This is a genomic window from Spirochaetae bacterium HGW-Spirochaetae-1 (genome assembly GCA_002839375.1).
Classification (GTDB): Bacteria; Spirochaetota; UBA4802; order UBA4802; family UBA5550; genus PGXY01.
In genome coordinates this window covers 281,774-301,481 of the sequence record PGXY01000001.1, presented here as the reverse complement: position 1 = coordinate 301,481, position 19,708 = coordinate 281,774, and the positions used below count along the sequence as shown (strand labels likewise).

Here is a 19,708-nt window from a genome sequence, read left to right as displayed (position 1 = left end):
AGTTTATGAGAGAATGGTAACTGGACAGGGAGGGGTCAGAACACCGGTTCCATAAATCCCCGGTCACGGAGAAAGGAATACCAGGCTCTGCCGCGGAGACGGTTGTTAAATATGAGCCAGTGCCCGCCCGTGAGAAACCGGTGCCGCGGCCAGTCCCATTTCTCACAGAGTTCCAGAACCTGGTCAAAGGGACAGAGCCGGTCTCCCCGCGAGGCGATTATGAGGATATGGTCCCGATCGATACGAGGCTGCAGATGCAGTGGGGAATGGAGCTCCCAGACTTTCCGGGCCTTTATCATCAGTTCCGTGTCGGCCTTAAAGGCATGTGAGGCCGTTTCAACACCGAAGGGCCGGGACATATTGACGGCCGGAACAATGAGGGCGGCGAAGGCGGGCTCATCACAGAGTGAGATAAAAAGAGCGGCGTTATACCCGCCCAGGCTTGCGCCGGCAAGGCCGATCTCTCCTGCGCCCAGGTCCCGAAGAATTCCAAAGGAAACATGCAGGTCGTGCATGGCCTGTCCGAAGCATTCACCGGTCATGGCGGGATCACCGGGCTGCAGGAACATTCCACGCATGAAGGGTGATTCCGGCGCACGGCGCCAGTGGAAAGGCGTTATGAAAAGGGCCACGTCAAGGCCCGCATCAAAAAGACGCCGCACCTGGAACATCTTTTCGGCCTGGGCCGGTTCGCCCAGCATGAATCCGTGGAGGCACAGTACGGTTTTCCGTCCCTGATCACCGTGGGCCCACCGGATAAGATAACCGGTCCTGTTGGCGCTATGGCTGTCGAAACGTTCACGGACCAGGGGATTCACGGTCCGGTAGTCACTGACAAAGGAGATGAGCTCGCAGGGAATACCGCTTGATGAAGCCATGGAGGCAACTCTATAGTCTGGAATTCTTTCAGGCTGTCGGAAAAAGGAACGGGGATTATCCACATATCCTTCACTGAAATAAAAGTCCAGTTCCCTTTCAAAATCTTCGCGCCTGAAGGAGAGACGCGGAAGAAAGGGCTTGATCAGACCCGGCAGGGAAAGAAAAAGGGAATCGACCCATCCCCCGAGAGTATTCAGATATTTTTGCCCTGTTCCCGTAACACCGTCACCGTTCGCGACATCGAATGCGGCCATATCATTGTTCGTCATTGCATTACCTGACCGTCATAGTTTCACGCATCGGGAATCACCTTGCCGGGATTGAGGATACCCCTGGGATCAAAGGCAGCCTTGATGCGGCGGTGCAGGTCTATCTCTGCGGGATTCAAGGCCATGGGGATATACTCCTTCCGGGTAAAGCCGATTCCGTGTTCACCGGAGATGGTCCCTCCCAGGGCTATGGCCCTTTCATATATTTCCTTTTTAAGACCCGGCACCATGGCAGTCCAGTCCTCCCGGGACATGTCTCCTTTCAACACATCGATGTGAACATTGCCGTCACCGGCATGGCCGAACATGACCGATTTCAGGTTCCGTGACAGAAGAAAACTCTTCAGCTCCTTCAGAAAAGCCGGTATCTTCGACCGGGGCACGGAACAGTCCTCGGCGAGAAACACGGGGCTTTCGGAGTGGATGGCCTCACGTATGGATCGGCGCGCCTTCCAGAGGCGCTCGCGCTGTTCGTTTGATTCGGCCGCGATGATACGCTCCTGCGGCACCGACACGGCCCGGCCTATTTTCTCCAGATCCGCATATACGGCATCTTCCGTACTTCCATCCACCTGGATGAGCAGGTGGGCCCGGGCTTCGGGAAAGGGCATTTCGCTCCCCAGGAATTTCGACACCAGCTTCAGGGCGTCCTCCTCCATGAACTCAATAGCGGCAGGAACAACACGGCTCGTGAGTATGGAAAATACCGCGTCTATGGCATCGTCGAGAGAATCAAAAGGGATGAGGAGATCCCGGCTCACGGGAGGCGCCGGTATGAGACGCAGATATATTTTGGTGATTACGGCCAGGGTCCCTTCGGAACCGATGATAATACCGGTGAGGTTATATCCTGTCACGTTCTTTACGGTTTTCCCGCCCGTATGAATTATGCCCCCGCCGGGAAGAACGCATTCAAGGCCCAGAATGTAATCTTTCGTGATCCCGTATTTAACGGCCCGCGGGCCGCCGGCGTTCTCGGCCACGTTGCCGCCGATGGAACAGATGTCCAGGCTTGCCGGGTCGGGCGGATACATGAGTCCCTGGTCCCGTGCGGCCTTCTGGATGTCACCCGTAATGGCGCCGGGCTCGACCACGGCCACCATGTTCTCCCGGTCTATTTCCAGGATACGGTTCATCCGTTCAAGTGATAGAACCACTCCTCCCTGTACCGCGATGGCCCCGCCTGTTACACCGCTGCCGGCTCCCCGGGGCACTGCGGGAACACCTGTTTCACTGCATACGCGGAGAACGGTGCTCACATCCTGGACGCTTTCGGCGCGCACCAGGATATCGGGCATGGACCTCAGGTCCGATGTTTCATCAACAGCATAGGTTTCAAGAATGTCCAGGTCGGTAATAACTTTATGCCCGCCCAGAATTTTCGTCAGGGACCGGGCCGCGGCAAGAAGACTGTTTTTGTCTGTCGGCGGATACATAATTGATTGACTTCCCTTTATTGTAGTGGGTCTCATTAAAGGGACAGCTCCCGATTATGACAAGACTTTTTTATCCCTCGCGGCCCTTATGAAGGAAATCGGGCGGAACTGATCCGAAAAAATAATTTTAATTATTGATAAATTTTATAAATAATCCTACTGTGCCTTCATGAGTGATACATGCAACATAAATGATAAAGATCTCAACAAACTGAGACTGACGGAATCGGTCACCGGCTCCGGGTGAGCCTCGAAACTGGGTCCGGCGGACCTGTTCGAGGTAATGAAAAACGTCCATGTCTCCTATGATGAGAATGTCCTGGTAGGGTTCGATAAAAGCGACGACGCCGGCGTATACCGCATAAGCGATGATATTGCCCTGGTGCAGACCCTTGATTTTTTCACGCCCATTGTCGACGATCCCTTCACCTTCGGCCAGATAGCGGCCGTCAATGCCCTGTCCGACGTATATGCCATGGGGGGCGTTCCTGTCACGGCCATGAATATCGTGGCCTTTCCACTGAAAAAATTCTCCCTCGATGTGCTTACGGCCATCCTCAACGGCGGCCTCCATATTCTCAGCCAGGCCGGCGTCCAGCTCCTGGGAGGACACAGCATCGAGGACAATGAACTGAAATACGGTCTGTCCATTACGGGCCGTATCCATCCCGAAAAAATTCTCAAAAACCACGGCCTGAAGGACGGCGACGCCATCATACTGACCAAGCCCCTGGGCACGGGCATCATCGGTACGGCTGTCAAGGCCGATATGGCCACACCGGAAATAGTCAAACCCTTCATCACGTCCATGATTACCCTGAACCGCGACGCTGCCGAAGTCATGAGCACCTATCCTGTCCGGGCCTGCACCGATGTCACCGGCTTCGGCCTGGCGGGCCACATGAAGGAAATGCTGGCGGGGGATATGCTGGAAATAGAGATCAATTCCTCGTCTCTGCCCGTGCTTCCCGGCGTACGGGACAACAGTGAGATGGGACTTGTCCCGGCAGGCCTGTATCGGAATAAAAGCTATTCAGAGGCCCTTTGTCATATCAACGACGATATACCATTGCATCTATCCGATATTCTCTTCGATCCGCAGACGTCCGGCGGACTGCTCATCGCTCTTCCCGGCGCTGATGCACCTGCCCTGCTGAAGGAAATGCTCAACCGCGGCATATCCGAGGCAAGAATAATCGCTTCAGTGAAAACATCGCCGGCACAGAGAATCAGAATTGTATGAAAAATCTCAAGATGCACCTGATGCCAACATGCCTCCTTTTCGTTCTCTTTGCCCTTCCGGCGGCAGGAGAGGAGCTGGATAAAACCAGCATACACATAACGAGCGGATTAAAAAATGACTTTTACGAAACCGTTGCCGTGGGAACGATCAATGCCTCGCCGGAAATAGTCTGGGAGATGCTGACCGATTTCGACCATCACGCGGAATTCGTTCCCAACGTCATCAAGAGCAGAGTCATCAAAACCATGGGGGCCAGCAGTATCATCGACAAGGAGGTTAAATTCGCCTTCAAACGCGTTTCCATGGTACTTGAAGCCGTCATAATCATAAAAAACAGGCTCCTGCGCTGGCATCAGCAGAAGGGGCCTTTTCGAATCAATCGGGGTGAATGGGCCATTGAAAAGACCGACGATGGGAAATGTCGTGTAACATATACACTTCAGGTTAAACCAAATTTTTATGTCCCCATATGGATGAGGCGTCGCCTTACTGAAAGCAATGTCATCAAACTGTTCAAGGCCCTGGAGAAGGAATCAATAAAGCGAACCCCTATCAAATAAGCAGCATTATAAAGCTTCCATGATCACCTGTTTCAGGGCCTTGGAATCTTTCAACACACCGGTTTTTGGCCGCAACAAAACTCCAATAAAAATATTCTCTTGACATCTCTCATGGTTCTGATTACATCGGCGGATTTTTCCTAAACGGAGGATATAAACCATGGAAGAAGAAACACGTCCTTATAACGATCTTTTACAGAGAATGTGGATTACCCGGGGCGCCCGGTATAATGCCTACCGCCGCCTGAAAAAAAAGCACGACCTGTCTATTGCCACCATAGCCTTTCTATCATCCTATGCCCTTATCATTAATTCCATCACCTTTGTCAATTTCATACCGCTAAAATCACATCAGTTAAATTACATTACATTTTTTACCATAGTCATTTCTGTATTCATCCTGGTGCTGAGCCTTATCGATTCATCAAAGGACTATAAAATGAATGCCGATAAGCTCTACATATCGGCCATTGAGATTGAAAATCTGTATAATGAGCTTCAGAAGATCGGGCATACCGCCGTATCACCAAGGGAAAAAGAAAAAACATTCAACGTTATTTCCAGCGCATACAGCAGAATTCTACAACTCTATCAGGTCAACCATGACCTGATCGATTATTATATCATGACCATGGATGACAAAATGGATACTGCCTGGGACATTATCACAGGCAAATATATCTACGCCAGGGCCTTCGTGCTCCCTTTTATCTTTTACAACCTGCTGATTGCCATCACGCCGGTAGTATTTCTGGTTTTTCTCTTCATGGTGAAATGATATACCGTTACCTGCTCCGTATCTCTGTTATTCCCTTGTCCCGGTATTTTGTCCCTTTATACACCGACAGAATTTCCAGGGCCACGGCACTGCCCATGGCCACCAGAGTATTTATGGTTTTCACTCTTTCACTAACAATAGAAAGATAAATCAGATTGAGTAAAGAAAACACCGTCCATAGAACGATAGGCATCATTAAAAGACGGCGATAATTTCCTTTTTTCCCTGCCATAAAAAGACCTTCCCATGGATGAATATACTTTTCTTACAATAAATATATTAAATCATACAGTAACTGCAATAGTTTTTTTGCTTACAGCGATGAACCATTACCTTATCATTCACCTGCAATCCACATACTGTCTATTTTTTCAGCCCGATGTAAAATTCAGTTGCCATGGTTCCTCAAAACTGGCACAATTTTGTCATATTCTGTCAATATCCATTGACAGTGATAATTTTGTAAAAATAATACCCGGGAAAGTACTATTAAAATAATGCGGTAACCAGAGAAAGATTCCTGTGTACATACAGGTACGCAGATCCTTCAAATGTTTTTTGTTGAGAGCAGGGACTCAAAGAACTCTCTGATAAACGATTCCAACACAATCTTTTTTAACAGGTAAATTACATGAACAGAAGTCTTCAAAGCATGTCCGGTATGACTGTTGATCTGGCCCTTTCGACGCTGAACACCTCACCGAAGGGAATCTCCGAAGAAGAAAGCCGGAGAAGAATAGAAGAATTCGGCCTTAATGAAATAGCCCCCGCAAAAAAGAAGAATTTCTTTCAGAAACTCCTGACCTACATGATCGAACCCATGGTCATCATACTGGCCGTAGCCTCGGCATTTTCTTTCTTCATCGATGACTTTATCGAGGGATTTGTCATCCTGGGTGTTGTCATCATCAATACCATCATAAGCATGATACAGGATAACAAGGCGGAAAAGGCCGTAGAAGAACTGAAAAAAATCCTCTCCCCGCAGTTCAGGGTTCTTCGGCATGGAATTATAGAAATTGTCGCTTCAAAATTCATCGTGCCCGGCGACATCATTGTCTTCGAGGCCGGTGATATCATCCCGGCCGATACAAGAATAATAGAAAGCAACGGACTTCTCGCCGACGAGGCCCACCTCACGGGGGAAAGCGAACCGGTCATGAAGGAAATAAAATCCATCGACATCGACAATCCCGCGCTCTACGAGATGAAGAACATGCTCTTCTCCGGCAGCAAGGTCCTCAAGGGATCGGGAAGGGCCCTGGTTGTCAATACGGCTTCCCTGACCGAGATGGGAAAAATCGCCGCGTCGATACAGGAAAGCGATAATGAAAAAACACCGCTCCAGATAAAGCTGGGCCGGGAAATTCGTGTCCTCATGGTGGTGGCCACGGTTTCGGCCCTGTCCGTCCTGGGTATCAGCCTCTTCCGTGACCTGAAACTCTATGAATCCATCCTCATCTCCGTTAGCGTCATGGTGGCCGTGTTCCCCGAGGGACTCCCCGCTTCCATAACCATTGCCCTGTCCCTGGCCGTGGAACGGCTGGCAAAAGAGTCGGTCATTGTCAAGAGGCTCTCCTCGGTTGAAACCCTGGGCAACGTGGACTTCATCTGCACCGACAAGACCGGCACCATAACCCAGCACAACATGACGGTGAAGGAATTTTTTATCAACGATGAACTCATGAGCATGGCGGAACTCTTCATGCTCCTGTCCGAGGGAGAGACGGACATAATGAACAAGATTGCCCTTATCTCCAACCGGTGCTCCACGGCCACAATCCATGAAGAGGACGGCACCGTGGTACGGGAAACGGGAGACCCCACGGAGACGGCCCTCATCAAGGCCTCCCTCATGGCGGGATTCAAACCGTCTCTCTTTTCTTCCTATACAACCGTCGACACCATCCCCTTCTCATCGGAGACCATGATCTCGCCTTCACTGGTGGAATCTCCCGATGGACAGAGAGAGCTCCTTATAAAGGGAGCACCGGAAAAAATTCTGGACCTCTGCACGGCACTCCATCACAGAAATGAGGAGATCGAGCTGGACGAGAGAATGCGCCATAAAATCATTCGGGAGTTGGCAAAAATTTCATCCCAGGGATTCCGCGTTATCGGTATGGCGTACCGGGACACACCCAGCGACATCTCCCGCATCGATGACGACCTCCTGAAAGACTGCATCTTCATAGCCGCCGCGGTCATTTACGATCCTCCCAAGGACGAAGTAAAAGATACCATTGCCAACGCCCATTCGGCCAATATACGCGTAGTCATGATAACCGGCGACAGCAAGGAAACGGGCTTTTCTATTGCCGGGAGCGTGGGGATAGCCTCATCACCCTCGGAGGTGATCGACGGCAAAGAACTGGAACAGCTTTCAGACGAAGCCTTTACCGAAAGGGTTGAACACCTGCGCGTTTACTCCCGCGTATCACCGATGGACAAGCTGAAAATAGTGGACAAACTGAAAGGCATGGGCCACAGTGTGGCCATGACGGGCGACGGCGTCAATGACGCGCCTGCCCTGAAGCGTGCCACTGTGGGCGTGGCCATGGGCCGGGCAGGCTCGCAGGTCACCCAGGAGGCGGCGGACCTGATTCTCACCGATGATAACTTTTCCACCATCATCAAGGCCGTCGAGGAAGGAAGGACCCTTTACTGGAATATCCGCAAACTCGTCAGGTTTCTCATGACGAACAATCTGGGCAAGGTCATCACGATCCTGGCAACTCCTCTCCTGGGATACGATGTTCCCCTGTCGGCCATACATATCCTCTGGTCCAACGTAATCATGGAATCCCTGCCGGGCGTGGGTATCAGCACGGACAGGTCCGACAAGAGCATAATGAAAAAGAAGTCCTCGGGCATGGAGGAGCCCCTGGTAACGGGCAGGGAACGAGTCAGGGTGCTCCTGGACGGCATTGTTTTCGGTGCGGCCATAAGCGCTGGTTATATCCTGATCCATAACATGACCGGCGACGTCACCACGGCGCGGACCGGGGCATTCATCATTACACTTTTCTCGCCGCAGCTCTATGTATTCATCATGCGCGACGGAACTCTCTGGAAACGGTTCAGCCGGCCTAATTTCATACTGCATGGCGTATTCGTGCTGACCATTGCCATGATCGCCGCCATCGTCTTCATCAAACCCCTGAACCTTCTTTTTTATACCAGTCCCATTTATAACGGTACCATGTGGATGATCATCGTGTCCCTTTCCCTGGCGGCCTCGCTGTTCAACATCATCACGGGAGTACTCGTGGACCTTTTTTCACGGAGAGGAGAAAATAGCCGGTAAGATGAAGGACTCACCAGCGGCGAGCCCGCATCAGCGCCGCCGGACGATATAAAAGCGGTGCAGCACTACGCCGGAAATAAACCCGGCAATGTGGGAAATCCACGCCACGTTGCCCTGGCCGTCCATAAAACCCGAGATCTGGGCCGCGAACCACAGAACCAGAAAAATGAGCGCCGGCATTTGCACCGGGAAGATGAAAACCAGCACATGAACCCGCGCCCAGGGAAAAAGGAAGAGGTACGCTCCAAGGACAGCCGAGATGGCACCCGACGCACCCACCAGTGGAATTTCCCCGTTGGGGGACATGACGGCATAGGCAAGACCGCTGATAAGCCCCGTGAGGAGATAAAAAAAGAGAAACCGGGGCCTCGTCATTACATCCTCGATATTGTTGCCGAAGATCCAGAGAAAAATCATATTAAAGACAAGATGTAATAGGCCGCCGTGAAGAAACATATAGGTGAAAGAACTCACCAGGGGGCTGACCAGGGTCGAATCGGGAAGGTTCCCCTTGAAAAGTTCAACGGGAATAAGGGCGAACTGGCGTGTCGAATACTCGTAACCGATACCACTGAGATGCTGATAAAGAAAAACAAAAATATTGGCGGCGATAATGAGAAAGGTGACCACGGAAAAACGCCTCGTGGGATTCGTGTCCTTATAGGGAAACAGCATTATTTCACCACTGACAGGCCGTCATAAAGATAGCGCTTCGCAGCAAAATAATCAACCCCCAGCCCCGACCCCACATAACAGGCCCCGCCGATATTGGATCTTTCCGGAATGCGGCAGTTTTTCCCCAAAAGCGTTATGCTGGAAAAAAGGGACCGGGGGAAATCGCTGTTCTTCAGGGCATCGTCGCGCGTCCCTATATTACAGCCCTCGCCCACGTCGGGGAAGGTGTTCTCCGGGCCCCTGTCGGTCCGCTCGTCAATGATGGTCCTGTATATCCTGGCCCCGGCACCGATCCTGACAAAGGGAAGTACGATAGAATCCTTTACCAGGGCCCGTTCCTCTATGATCACTCCGGGATAGATGATGGAATTTTCCACCTTCCCGTTTATGTGACAGTAGTCGGACATGAATGAATTGGAGACATGGGCGTGCTCGCCGATGAGGGCGTATCCTTCGGCCTGTATCTTGCTCTGGATTATCTTTTCCTTATAGAGAAGATTGAACACCAGGGGATTCCAGATCACTTCCCTGCTGGCGTTGTAATATTCGGGCACATTACTGATGGGCCAGTAATGGGCCGAGAAGGTCTCTCTTTTTATGCCCGCATTGACTATGATATTAATTATCATCTCGAAAATATTAGGGGCCTGATGGTTCTCTTTGAGGGCCTTGTTGAGAACCTTGAGCAGCGTGCGCTTTTTCGTCACCAGGAGCTTGTGCGCCATGGAGGCCCTGCCCTCCACATCGAGAAGGAAAAGGAGGGAATCGACACGCCTTTTCCTGAAACGGTCCATGATGTCGGTGAAATCGATAATGGAGGGGTTGTCGCCGTTATAGATGATGTAATGACCCGTATTGGTTTCCATGATAAGGTCATGGCAGAAGGCAAGGTCTGAGAATTCACGGGACACGACTCTCACGGGGGGTTCCGCTTCCGATCCCGACATGTCATACAGTTGCACATACTCTTCCAGTCCGTCTTCAAAATTATTGTATATGACGGTGCTTGCAGCCCCCGATGAAAAGGAGTTCCTCAGGGTAAAATCCACCACCCTGAATTTGCCGCCAAATGGAAGCATATAACGCGACCGTGATTCCGTCAGGGACAGGAGGAGATTGTCGCGGGCGCCGGGATACGAAATAATAGTAAAATTTTCCATTACCTTCTCATTATGGTGCGATATTGACCGAATTATCTGTATTACAAAATATAAGAGGGCAAAAATGCAATAAAAAAATTATTTACCGTGGACGCGTCGGCAAATATATGCTATTCAGGCCCTATAGTCGGAAATACGCCCCCGCCGATAAAAGGTAAAAAGAGTTGAAAATGACAGCGTGTACCGTAACGATACTGCCCCATGGCATCATAAAAACCTGTGATTCGGGGACAACGATTCTGGATGTACTCACCGATGCAGGACTTCACATAAAAAGCCCCTGCGGAGGCCGGGGCACCTGTGGAAAATGTCTTGTCAAAGCTGAAGGTACCCTTTTGCCGTCCGAAGGTACGGAAAATCAGTTCATTCAGGCCAGGCCCGGATTGCGCCTGGCGTGCCTGGCCCGCATCGCTGGAGATACGATCATCCATATCCCGCTGCAGCGGGATTCTTCAATATTAAAGTCCGTGCCCGACCCTTCATCTCTTTTTGCCGCGGCCATTGATCTGGGAACAACCACGGTCCAGATTTCCCTCGTGGATCTGAAAAACGGCGCATCCTATACAATCGATTCCTTTCTCAATCCCCAGCGGCGGTACGGCCATGATGTCATAGCGCGGATCGCCGCTTGTCCTGACCATGATAAGAGGCGCGAACTGGTCCGTCTCATCCGGGAATCCCTGAAGCGCTCCCTCGTGGACAGTGCCGGCGACCTGGCCATACCGCTGTCATCCATAACAAAGCTGGTCTTTGCCGGCAACACCGTCATGACCTACCTTCTGCTGGATCTTGACCCGGCGCCCCTGGGAACCTTCCCCTACACTGCCACGGTTCGTGATTTCAGAAACATTCCAGGCGGGGAGCTTTTCCCCGGATCATCCTTCAACCCGGAAATCCATGCCCTGCCCGCGGCATCGGCCTACCTGGGAGGCGATCTCCTGGGAGGACTCACGCTCCTTGACCGCGTGGGACTCGACCGGAACACCTTCTTTTTCGACATGGGTACCAACGGTGAAATGTTTCTGAGAAACGACGGCGATGATATTTACGCCGCATCGTGCGCCATGGGTCCCGCCCTGGAGGGCATGAATATCTCCAGCGGCATGACCGCCGAAGAAGGAGGCATAAACCACGTACGCCTCAGGGACGGAGCCGTGGAATTCGACGTGTTGGGCGGCGGGGAACCGGCGGGCATTACCGGTACGGGCATCATCGATATCATCGCCATTCTGCTCCATGCAGGCATGCTGAAGGATTCGGGAGCCTTTGATAAAAAGGCCCTGGCTGCATCTCCTCTGAAGAACCTGCACACGGCGGAAGACGGTGCGTCAGTCATACTGCACCGTCACGCGGCACTGACCCAGAAGGATATCCGCGCCGTCCAGCTGGCCAAGGGAGCAAGCCTGGCCGCGGCGCATCTTCTCCTGCAAGAGGCACGGTGCGATGCCCGTTCTATCCGGAATGTGATCATTGCCGGTTCCTTCGGAGAGAACCTGGACCTGGACAATTTCCGTCGACTCGCTTTTCTGCCCAATTTTCCCGGCGCCCGGTATCACTTTTTCGGTAATACCAGCCTGAAAGCGGCGGAACAGGCCTGCCTGGACGACACCTTCATCATGAGGGCCACTGACCTGCGCGATCGGATTCACGTCGTTGAGCTCTCGGACCATCCATCTTTCCATGAGACATTCATGACATCACTTGATTTCTCCATTTCTGCCTGACCCTTCTTTTACCCGCCGGTTTCTGGAATTAAAACTCTTTGAACAATACAGGCCTTCCCGGTTCCTGTATATCGGCCAATTTGTATTGACAAATAATCCGCAGGTTATAAACCAAAAGTAAATATAGTAAAACAGGAGTGATGATCATGTCACAATATGAATTCTACATGGTGGAAAAGAAGCCACCCATCGCCTGGGTATACCTGAACAGGCCCGAAAAACTCAATTCAATGAACAGACCGGCCTGGGACGAATCACCGGCTATCTTTGCCGATCTGGACAAGGACCCTGAAATAAAAGTCATAATTGTCACCGGAAAAGGAAAATGCTTCTCAGCCGGAATCGACCTCATTGCCATGGCCGGGTCCATGCCGGAACTCATGAAAAAAGAACAAACCGGCGGCGTTAAACTACGGCTCCTCCAGTCCATCTACGCTATGCAGGAGACCAACACCTGTATCGAACGCTGCCGCAAACCGGTCATCGCCGCCATCCACGGCTACTGTGTAGGCGCCGGCCTCGACATGGTCACGGCATGTGACATCCGCCTCGCCTCGGCCGACGCCAGCTTCTCGCTCCGCGAAGCCGGCGTAGCCTTCGTAGCCGATGTGGGCGTACTGCAGCGCATCCCCCTCATCGTGGGTCAGGGAATCGCCCGTGAACTTGCCTTCACGGCAAAATATTTTGACGCAAAACGCGCGAAGGAAATTCTTCTCATCAACGAGGTTTATCCCGACCACGAGTCCCTTCTGCGGGAAGCGGAAAAGATGGCAATGGAGATAGCTGAAAATTCGCCCCTGGCCGTCATGGCGTCAAAAGAGGTTCTGAATTACTGTGTCGGTAAGAGCATCGACGACGGGCTGAAATATGTGGCTTCCATAAGTGCCAACATAATCCCCTCGGAAGACCTCTTTGAGGCTGCCAAGGCCATGATGGAAAAACGAAAGCCGAAATTTACAGGCAATTGAAAATATTTTCCTTGTTACATGAGCCGGGAAAACCGGCCCATGCAACAAGGGCCTGGTCAATCCCCTGTTATAGCACATTTTCCCGCCCATTTCGCATTATGCTATTATGCTCCTTCTATAATTATTTTCTTCATATTTTTAAAATCATTTACATTTTTTACAATCCCGATAGTATTAATGAAAACAATAGTTCAAATTTCATCATTTTAAAATTTTATAATTGCCTCTTAAACGCAACCATTGTATCTTCTGTGGATTGATCTAAAATCGAGGATATCAAATGAAACCCCTGAAAAAACTGACCGATGTAGTGACCTTCCTCCCACGGGGGGGATATCTCGTGGATACACCGGCAGGATATATACAGTTCGGTTCACCGCCGGAAACCATCAAGGATACCATGCTCCTGCCCGGTGGTACGCCGCTCATCTATGTACTCCCCACGGACTTTTTCAACTGGATAAAGGGCATTAGCGTAGCAGAGCTGGAATTCCCCATTTATTACAACTTTTTCATCCGAAAAGAAAAAACAAGGATTGTCTGCTACGAAGAACAGGCAAAAAGGCTCACCAGGGTCCTCCAGGAATCCCTCTTCGGACCTGAGACCCTGGATATTCACGATGAATTTGTTCACGGATATGACGGGATTCCCGACATCAAAAGCGAAATGAACTATTTCAGAACTATGACCCTTGACGACGTCGTGGAATTCAGATTTTTCCATGATGATGCCTGTACCATTGGAAGCATCACCATCAAACTCGATGAAAACGGCCATTTCCTGGTCTACCAGGAAACCATGCTCATGGCCCATATCCCGGGGCGTATCGAGTACAAGGCAAAATACCAGATCGGCAAACGCCTGCAGGAGCCCTATCACCCACCGCTCTTCGGGATAACCTGCCTGGGGCCCAGTTCCGGCTTTGATCCCTACGAAAATACTTCTGGTTTTATCGCATGGCTCAACCACCAGGGAATCATGATTGACCCCCCGGTGAATTCCACTGAATGGCTCCTGGACTCCAATGTGAATCCCAAATTTATCGACAGCATCATACTCACCCACTGCCACGCCGACCATGACGCCGGCACCTTTCAGAAAATCCTTGAGGAAGGAAAGATTACAATATATTCCACCGAAACAATCATCATGAGCTTTCTCAGAAAGTATGCCGCACTCACCAATGTGACCACGGACTACCTCATGAAACTCTTTTATTTCAAACCAGTCACCATCGGCAAACCCCTGTTCATCAATAACGGACGCTTCGACTTTTTTTACACGCTCCATTCCATTCCGACCATCGGCTTCACCCTGAAATTTCAGGACAAAGCCCTTACTTATTCATCGGACCACAACGGCGACCCGTCCCTGCATAAAAAAATGCTCGAAACCGGCGCCCTGTCACAGGCCCGTTTCGATGAATTCAGCAATTTTCCCTGGGAGTCCGATGTGGTCTTCCATGAATCGGGCGTGCCTCCGCTGCACACACCCATAGCGTACCTGAACTCCCTGCCGAAAAACATACAGAAAAAAACCGTGGTGTATCATATACCCCAAAAAAGTTTTCCGGAAAACACGGCCCTCACGCTTGCACGCTTCGGCATAGAGCACACCATCTATTTCGATGTAAAGGCCCTCGAATTTGAAAAAGCCGGACAGCTCCTCAGCATGCTCCGGCATATCGACTTTGCCGACAACCTGGACATCTCCAAGGCGCAGGAATTTCTCAACATCGGGAGCTATAGAAATTTCAGCAAGGGCGAGTCCATAATCAAAAAAGGAACCCCCGGTGACACCTTCTACATTATCTGTTCAGGAAACGCTTCCATTAAAAGTGAAGACGGTCAGTACACAAAACTCATGGGCCCCTATGACTACTTCGGAGAGGCGGCGCTCCTCAAGGACGAAAAACGCACCGCCGATGTAAAGGCCGTGACTGATGTGACCGCCTACGCCATTGAAAAGGACAGCTTTCTCTCGTTCATCGAGGGTACCGATTACCTGGAGGTTCTCAACAGGCTCGTGGATATCCGCGACAATGACGCCTGGGAGACTCTTTCGGAAAGCAATTTCATCCGCTACTGCACATCTACCCAGAGAACCTTTCTGGAATCACTTCTCACTGCCGTCACCCTGGAAGGCCCGGGAAACCTCATTGATGAGGGAGCCGCCCTAGATACCATCTATATTATCCGGTCCGGCCATGTAGTTATGAAAGAAAAGGAAGCCATCATAACCGTACTGGGCAAAGGGGACATCGTGGGATCGGTCCTGGATCTATACAGTGGGGAACCATCGCAATACTCCTTCACATACAGGGACAACCTATCCCTTTATACCGTGTCAAGCGATGATTTCCATAAATTCCTGGACAAAAATCCGGGGCTTATAATGAAACTGAAATATGATTTTTAGAACTATTTCTTCTGGTTCCTGAAATAATCCTCGAAAAGCGGACCGTCTATCTGTACAAGCCTGGTGCGGATCTGTGATATATTATCGAAGCTGTAGCTCTGGAATTCATAGAAATCCAATAACCAAAGGTATTTGTTGATAAGGCGCGGTACAATATTGGACTCCTCGATCTGGTCGCGGTTCATGCGCTGAAAATTTGCTTCAAGGCTGAATATCTGTTCCTTGATACTCTCGATCTGCCTTTCCTGCAGGTTCTTTCTTACATACAGGACATCCCTGATGACACCGTATACGGGAATCCATTCGCGCACATCACCGCACCCCTTCTTTTCCGTCCTGACCATTTCAGCCAGATCCAGAACCGGGCTGGCCTTGATAATGCTCAAATCGACCTCAAGGGGATCTATAAAAAAGGCCTCCCTGAAATACCAAAGACTTTTAGGCACATCTCCCATATGAAAACTGGCCTCGGCCAGTAAGGAAAGAAGACGGGCATTGCTGTTATATGACTTGCTGGCATACTCCAGCGTCTCAATTGTTTTTTCATAATCACCAAGGCGAAGGAAGCAGGCCCCCAGGTTGAGCAGAAGATCAAAATCGTTCGTCGCATCCTCCTGCTTCACAAAGGCAAGCCGGTACTGCTCCGATGCAGCATAAAAAATATGAACCATAACGGACCGGTAGGCCGACGATTCCCTCATCTGCTTGCTTTCAGCATACTCGTCGTAGACTTCCCATTCCTTCATGAGAAAATCGGCCGTTTTTTTTCCGTCAGGAAGGCTTCGTTGTTCATGGTCCCTGTTGAGCCAGAATTTAGCCGTGCGGTAACTATCGATAAGCCCGGGATAATCAGGATCAATGTTCATGAGCTTATCCAGCTTATCGACGGCGCCCTGAAAGTTGCCTTCCTTAATAAGCTGAAGCACGTCATTACTTCCATTCAACAGAGGATCATCAGAAAATGTGAGTTGTCCCGATTTGTCCATTTCCCCTTACAGCTCAATGAGTTTTCCCCAGTCGTTGTCCTGCTTTTTATGCGTAAAGATAATTACCTGTCTCTTTTGAGCTATGATATTTATCTGGTTTTTCAAGTGGCCGATCCGGTCATCATCCATGAAAAGAAACGGATCGTCAATAATTAAAGGCAAAGATACTCCCGAATCAAGCAGAAAGTCAGTTAATGAAAATTTTATCGATAATAACAGCGTGTGAACGACCGCGGGATTCAGATCATGAATCAGTCCGTCACCGGTAATAAAATCCCCGGCCACGGCGTCATTAACTCTGGCAATATATTGATTGCCCGTAAGAGTATGAAAAACACCCAGGGTGGAGTCAATAAGTTTTTTCAACTGGTCCTTCTCTCTCTTTACAACAGCCTCTTCCATGAGCCCGGCAATGTAGAGCATGACCTCCTTCCTGGCATGGAGACCCTTTAAAATCTCCCGTACCCTGTCACGTTCCTTGATGAGCTCCGTATTGCTTGCCACATAATCGGGATCAACGGACATTTCGTCATCTATCCGTTGCAGCACCTGTTCCTTTTTCTCAATTCCGCCAATGGTCTCCTCTATCTCCCCGTCAATTTTTTCAAGCATGACGTCAATCTGGGTCTGTTCAAGAAAAAGTTCATCCTCCAGAGCGAGGGATTTCATATTCGCTGCAATTTCTTCCTTGATTTCATCTTCTTTTTTCTTAAGCTGGCTCAGGTCCTTCTGAATTTCTTTCAGTTCCTTCTTCTCTCTTAAAGAGCCTTTCAGGTCCTTCAGCTCCCTCTGATGTTCTGTAAATTCAATGTAATCCTCAAAATACTGGAGAAGCAGTTCATATAATTCACTGAGCCGGTAATTGTCAAACCTGAGTGAACTTTCCAGGAGAAGCTTTTTTAGCTTTTGCTCCAATTCCGCTTTCTGATTGTTGAGGTTAACCAGCTTTTTAACCCTGGTGGAAAAATAGGAATAGAGATACACCGTGGGAGCGAAAAGAAAGGCAAACCCGGCTATGGATGAGAGTATCACGGGATGTCCCGTGATTGAAAAGGAATCGTGATACAGAATGTACAGTATTGCAGTGCCTGCCGCTACATACACTGCCGTTACCATTTTTTTTAATTTTCTCCGTTTCTCTCCCCTGCTAAAAAAAAATTTATCGATTTTCTCATTCAAATTGATAATATCCCGGAAGACCTCCTGGATGGAATCCAGATTGATCTCATCGGTGATACCCAGATCCTTGAATTGAGAAAATTTAATGTGTATTTCATTTTCAAGGCCGCTTACTTTCTCAATCTTTTCCTGTTCGCCCGTGACGACATTCTTTATGGAATCCAGTTCCCCGTTGAGTTCGGCGACCCTGGCGATATCCGCACCAATCTTCGCAATTATTCTCTTCTTCTCGTTGTTTTTTTCCAGCTTGTCTTTAAGCTGGCCAATCTCCGATTCAATGATGCTTCTTTCCTTTTTCAGCTTGGAAGTTCTGAGATTTTTAATCTCGATCAATTCAATTTCCTTGCTCAGAGATTTCAGCTCTTTTTCATAATAGTCAATTTTCTGAAGAAATGGATTTGTAACAACACCTGCACGGGTATAACTGTTTTTAATATAATTATGAAAGGAGAAATATCCCGAGCCGTCCCGTAAAATTATATTTTTAATCGTGCTGTAGTCAAGCACGACATCGTTGCCTATATCCGAGGGAGAAGGAATGTAGGAACTGTTGATGAATATGGCCTTGTCGTTAGAAGAAAAAAACTGTGCAAGATTATCGCCACCATGATGCCTGTTCAACTGGGCAAATACTGTCCCGGGTTCCCATTCTTGTCCCGCCTTCCCGGAAAGAATTATTTCCTCTTTCTCCCCGTCACTGATAACGGAGAGGTTATCGGCCTGATATTTTATCCTGAAGGTTTCCACCACTGAAAGGGGATGGGGCAAGGCGAAGGAAATATCCAGGTACATATCCTGCCACGCCTCCTCTCTGAGAAACGCCGACCCGGAGAATAATTTCCAGATACCGTCGACAAGACAGCGGGCCAGGAAGGATTTTCCCGAACCATTTTTTCCGTTCACAATAGTCAGTGAATCGGAAAATTCCAGGCTCCTGTTGCTGAAGAGGGAGGGTTTCGATATCACACATCTGAGATAGCGCAAAGCCAATCCTCCAGTGCACTGAGCCCATCCACAGTCAGAACATTCAGGGCTGCGGCCAGGTTATCTGCCAGGTCATCGCGTATTGGCTGTCTTTCCATGTGTTCCTGCAGAATAGCGTAAAAATTGCCGCGAATGGAATCTTCCATGCCGTATGAGACGATAAGTGATTCCAGCGTTGGCCGGGAATTATCGATGATAAAAAGATCAAAAAAACGGCTTCGAAGCACATCAATCTCGTTGCCGAAAGAAAAATTACGTGCACCATTCAGGGTTACCGTGGCTATTTCCTTCTGTGAAGCATGTCCCATGAGATGATCCCGTAAAGCCCGGGCGCTGCTATAGGATGAACAGTCTATTTCAACCTTTTTCAGCCTGATGGAATTCACGGTAAGCCGCTTAATCTGGAAAACCTCATTATCCTTTAAAAGGAGCGAAATAACATACCGGTCTCCCGTTTCTTCGGCCGTAACCGCTTCGGGACTGCCAGGAAACGCACCGATAATTTTTTCAAAAACCTTGAACATCTTGAAATCATGATTGGAGCCCAGGGCGTAAAAGTCGAGGTTCAGGTTTCTGAATCCGCTCCTGCTTTTATTGTTATTGAATTCAGTGTGAAACAAACCCAGATGAAACCCGTCATCCGCTTCCTTTTTAATCCGGGACAGATCAAACTCCGGTGACGGGGGTATACCATAGATATGCAGCGTCTGTTTCCCTCTCTGTACGGTAAAGGGATCGGAAGAAACAGGATTGGAAAACAGACAGCTTGCATGTAAATCGTAGATAAAATCGGCAATGACACCCCTGCTGTCCAGTTCCCCTTTCCCCGGGCAGTAAACAATTTCCGTACCTTGATCCCTGACGGATTGGAATTCACCGGCGACCTGTTCCACCAGCTCCCGGGAAACATTCGTTGAATCAAAAAGATCCCCGGCAATGAGCAGGAGATCATGTTCCTGGGCCAGTGCCGTGATTTTTTTAAAGGTATTCATACGTATGTTCTCGGGAACAACGGGGTCAACACCGTTCATTCCAAGATGGAGGTCCGAGGTCAGAAGTATTTTTATTTCATTTTTCATTATATATTTTTTTGCATAACCGCAATAACGTATCATTCAAGCACAGCCAAACGGCGATAGAG

At 49.6% G+C, this 19,708-nt stretch carries 15 protein-coding genes; 7 read left to right on the top strand and 8 right to left on the bottom strand.

What is annotated here, in order from left to right:
* Nucleotides 1-35: 35 nt before the first annotated feature.
* Both CVV44_01320 and CVV44_01315 read right to left on the bottom strand, forming a co-directional pair.
* Complete coding sequence (locus tag CVV44_01320) at nucleotides 36-1,133, bottom strand: hypothetical protein (GenBank protein ID PKL41443.1); 1,098 nt, start codon at nucleotides 1,131-1,133, stop codon at nucleotides 36-38.
* A gap of 38 nt (nucleotides 1,134-1,171) precedes the next feature.
* Nucleotides 1,172-2,620, bottom strand: coding sequence for an FAD-binding oxidoreductase (locus CVV44_01315; protein ID PKL41302.1), 1,449 nt, complete (start codon nucleotides 2,618-2,620; stop codon nucleotides 1,172-1,174).
* A gap of 133 nt (nucleotides 2,621-2,753) precedes the next feature.
* On the opposite strand from CVV44_01315, the gene selD reads away from it, so the two are divergent.
* The 3 genes from selD (at nucleotide 2,754) to CVV44_01300 (ending at nucleotide 5,165) form a co-directional block, all read left to right on the top strand.
* Nucleotides 2,754-3,827, top strand: a complete 1,074-nt coding sequence (gene selD, locus CVV44_01310) for a selenide, water dikinase SelD (GenBank protein ID PKL41301.1) — start codon at nucleotides 2,754-2,756, stop codon at nucleotides 3,825-3,827.
* Nucleotides 3,824-4,387 carry a hypothetical protein gene (locus tag CVV44_01305; GenBank protein PKL41300.1) on the top strand — a complete coding sequence of 188 codons (564 nt, stop codon included), beginning with the start codon at nucleotides 3,824-3,826 and terminating at the stop codon, nucleotides 4,385-4,387. The genes selD and CVV44_01305 overlap by 4 nt, the downstream gene beginning before the upstream one ends.
* A 160-nt stretch (nucleotides 4,388-4,547) precedes the next feature.
* Nucleotides 4,548-5,165, top strand: a complete 618-nt coding sequence (locus CVV44_01300) for a hypothetical protein (GenBank protein PKL41299.1) — start codon at nucleotides 4,548-4,550, stop codon at nucleotides 5,163-5,165.
* A gap of 7 nt (nucleotides 5,166-5,172) precedes the next feature.
* On the opposite strand, the gene CVV44_01295 is transcribed toward CVV44_01300, so the two are convergent.
* A complete protein-coding gene (locus CVV44_01295; protein PKL41298.1) occupies nucleotides 5,173-5,361 on the bottom strand; it encodes a hypothetical protein in 189 nt (62 codons plus the stop codon).
* A gap of 435 nt (nucleotides 5,362-5,796) precedes the next feature.
* On the opposite strand from CVV44_01295, the gene CVV44_01290 reads away from it, so the two are divergent.
* Nucleotides 5,797-8,472, top strand: coding sequence for an ATPase (locus CVV44_01290; GenBank protein PKL41297.1), 2,676 nt, complete (start codon nucleotides 5,797-5,799; stop codon nucleotides 8,470-8,472).
* Between the two features lie 30 nt (nucleotides 8,473-8,502).
* Here the strand turns inward: CVV44_01290 and CVV44_01285 are convergent, their stop codons facing one another.
* Both CVV44_01285 and CVV44_01280 read right to left on the bottom strand, forming a co-directional pair.
* Nucleotides 8,503-9,147, bottom strand: coding sequence for a rhomboid family intramembrane serine protease (locus CVV44_01285; GenBank protein PKL41296.1), 645 nt, complete (start codon nucleotides 9,145-9,147; stop codon nucleotides 8,503-8,505).
* A complete protein-coding gene (locus CVV44_01280) occupies nucleotides 9,147-10,307 on the bottom strand; it encodes a hypothetical protein (GenBank protein ID PKL41295.1) in 1,161 nt (386 codons plus the stop codon). The genes CVV44_01285 and CVV44_01280 overlap by 1 nt, the downstream gene beginning before the upstream one ends.
* Before the next feature lie 170 nt (nucleotides 10,308-10,477).
* Between CVV44_01280 and CVV44_01275 the strand changes: the two genes are divergently transcribed.
* The 3 genes from CVV44_01275 (at nucleotide 10,478) to CVV44_01265 (ending at nucleotide 15,418) form a co-directional block, all read left to right on the top strand.
* Nucleotides 10,478-12,031: a hypothetical protein gene (locus CVV44_01275; protein PKL41294.1), complete on the top strand. Its 1,554-nt coding sequence runs from the start codon at nucleotides 10,478-10,480 to the stop codon at nucleotides 12,029-12,031.
* 146 nt (nucleotides 12,032-12,177) lie between these two features.
* Nucleotides 12,178-12,999: an enoyl-CoA hydratase gene (locus CVV44_01270; protein ID PKL41293.1), complete on the top strand. Its 822-nt coding sequence runs from the start codon at nucleotides 12,178-12,180 to the stop codon at nucleotides 12,997-12,999.
* 280 nt (nucleotides 13,000-13,279) lie between these two features.
* The gene (locus CVV44_01265) at nucleotides 13,280-15,418 is read left to right on the top strand and encodes a cAMP/cGMP-dependent 3',5'-cyclic-AMP/GMP phosphodiesterase (protein ID PKL41292.1); all 2,139 of its coding nucleotides are present in this window, start codon (nucleotides 13,280-13,282) and stop codon (nucleotides 15,416-15,418) included.
* Between the two features lie 2 nt (nucleotides 15,419-15,420).
* On the opposite strand, the gene CVV44_01260 is transcribed toward CVV44_01265, so the two are convergent.
* From CVV44_01260 to CVV44_01250, 3 genes are read right to left on the bottom strand one after another with little or no spacing between them, the layout of a single operon-like run.
* Nucleotides 15,421-16,404, bottom strand: a complete 984-nt coding sequence (locus CVV44_01260; GenBank protein ID PKL41291.1) for a hypothetical protein — start codon at nucleotides 16,402-16,404, stop codon at nucleotides 15,421-15,423.
* A 6-nt stretch (nucleotides 16,405-16,410) separates the two neighbouring features.
* On the bottom strand, nucleotides 16,411-18,573 hold the full coding sequence (locus CVV44_01255) for a hypothetical protein (protein PKL41290.1): 2,163 nt from the start codon (nucleotides 18,571-18,573) through the stop codon (nucleotides 16,411-16,413).
* Complete coding sequence (locus CVV44_01250) at nucleotides 18,546-19,682, bottom strand: hypothetical protein (GenBank protein PKL41289.1); 1,137 nt, start codon at nucleotides 19,680-19,682, stop codon at nucleotides 18,546-18,548. Before CVV44_01250 ends, CVV44_01255 begins: the two co-directional genes overlap by 28 nt.
* Nucleotides 19,683-19,708: the final 26 nt, after the last annotated feature.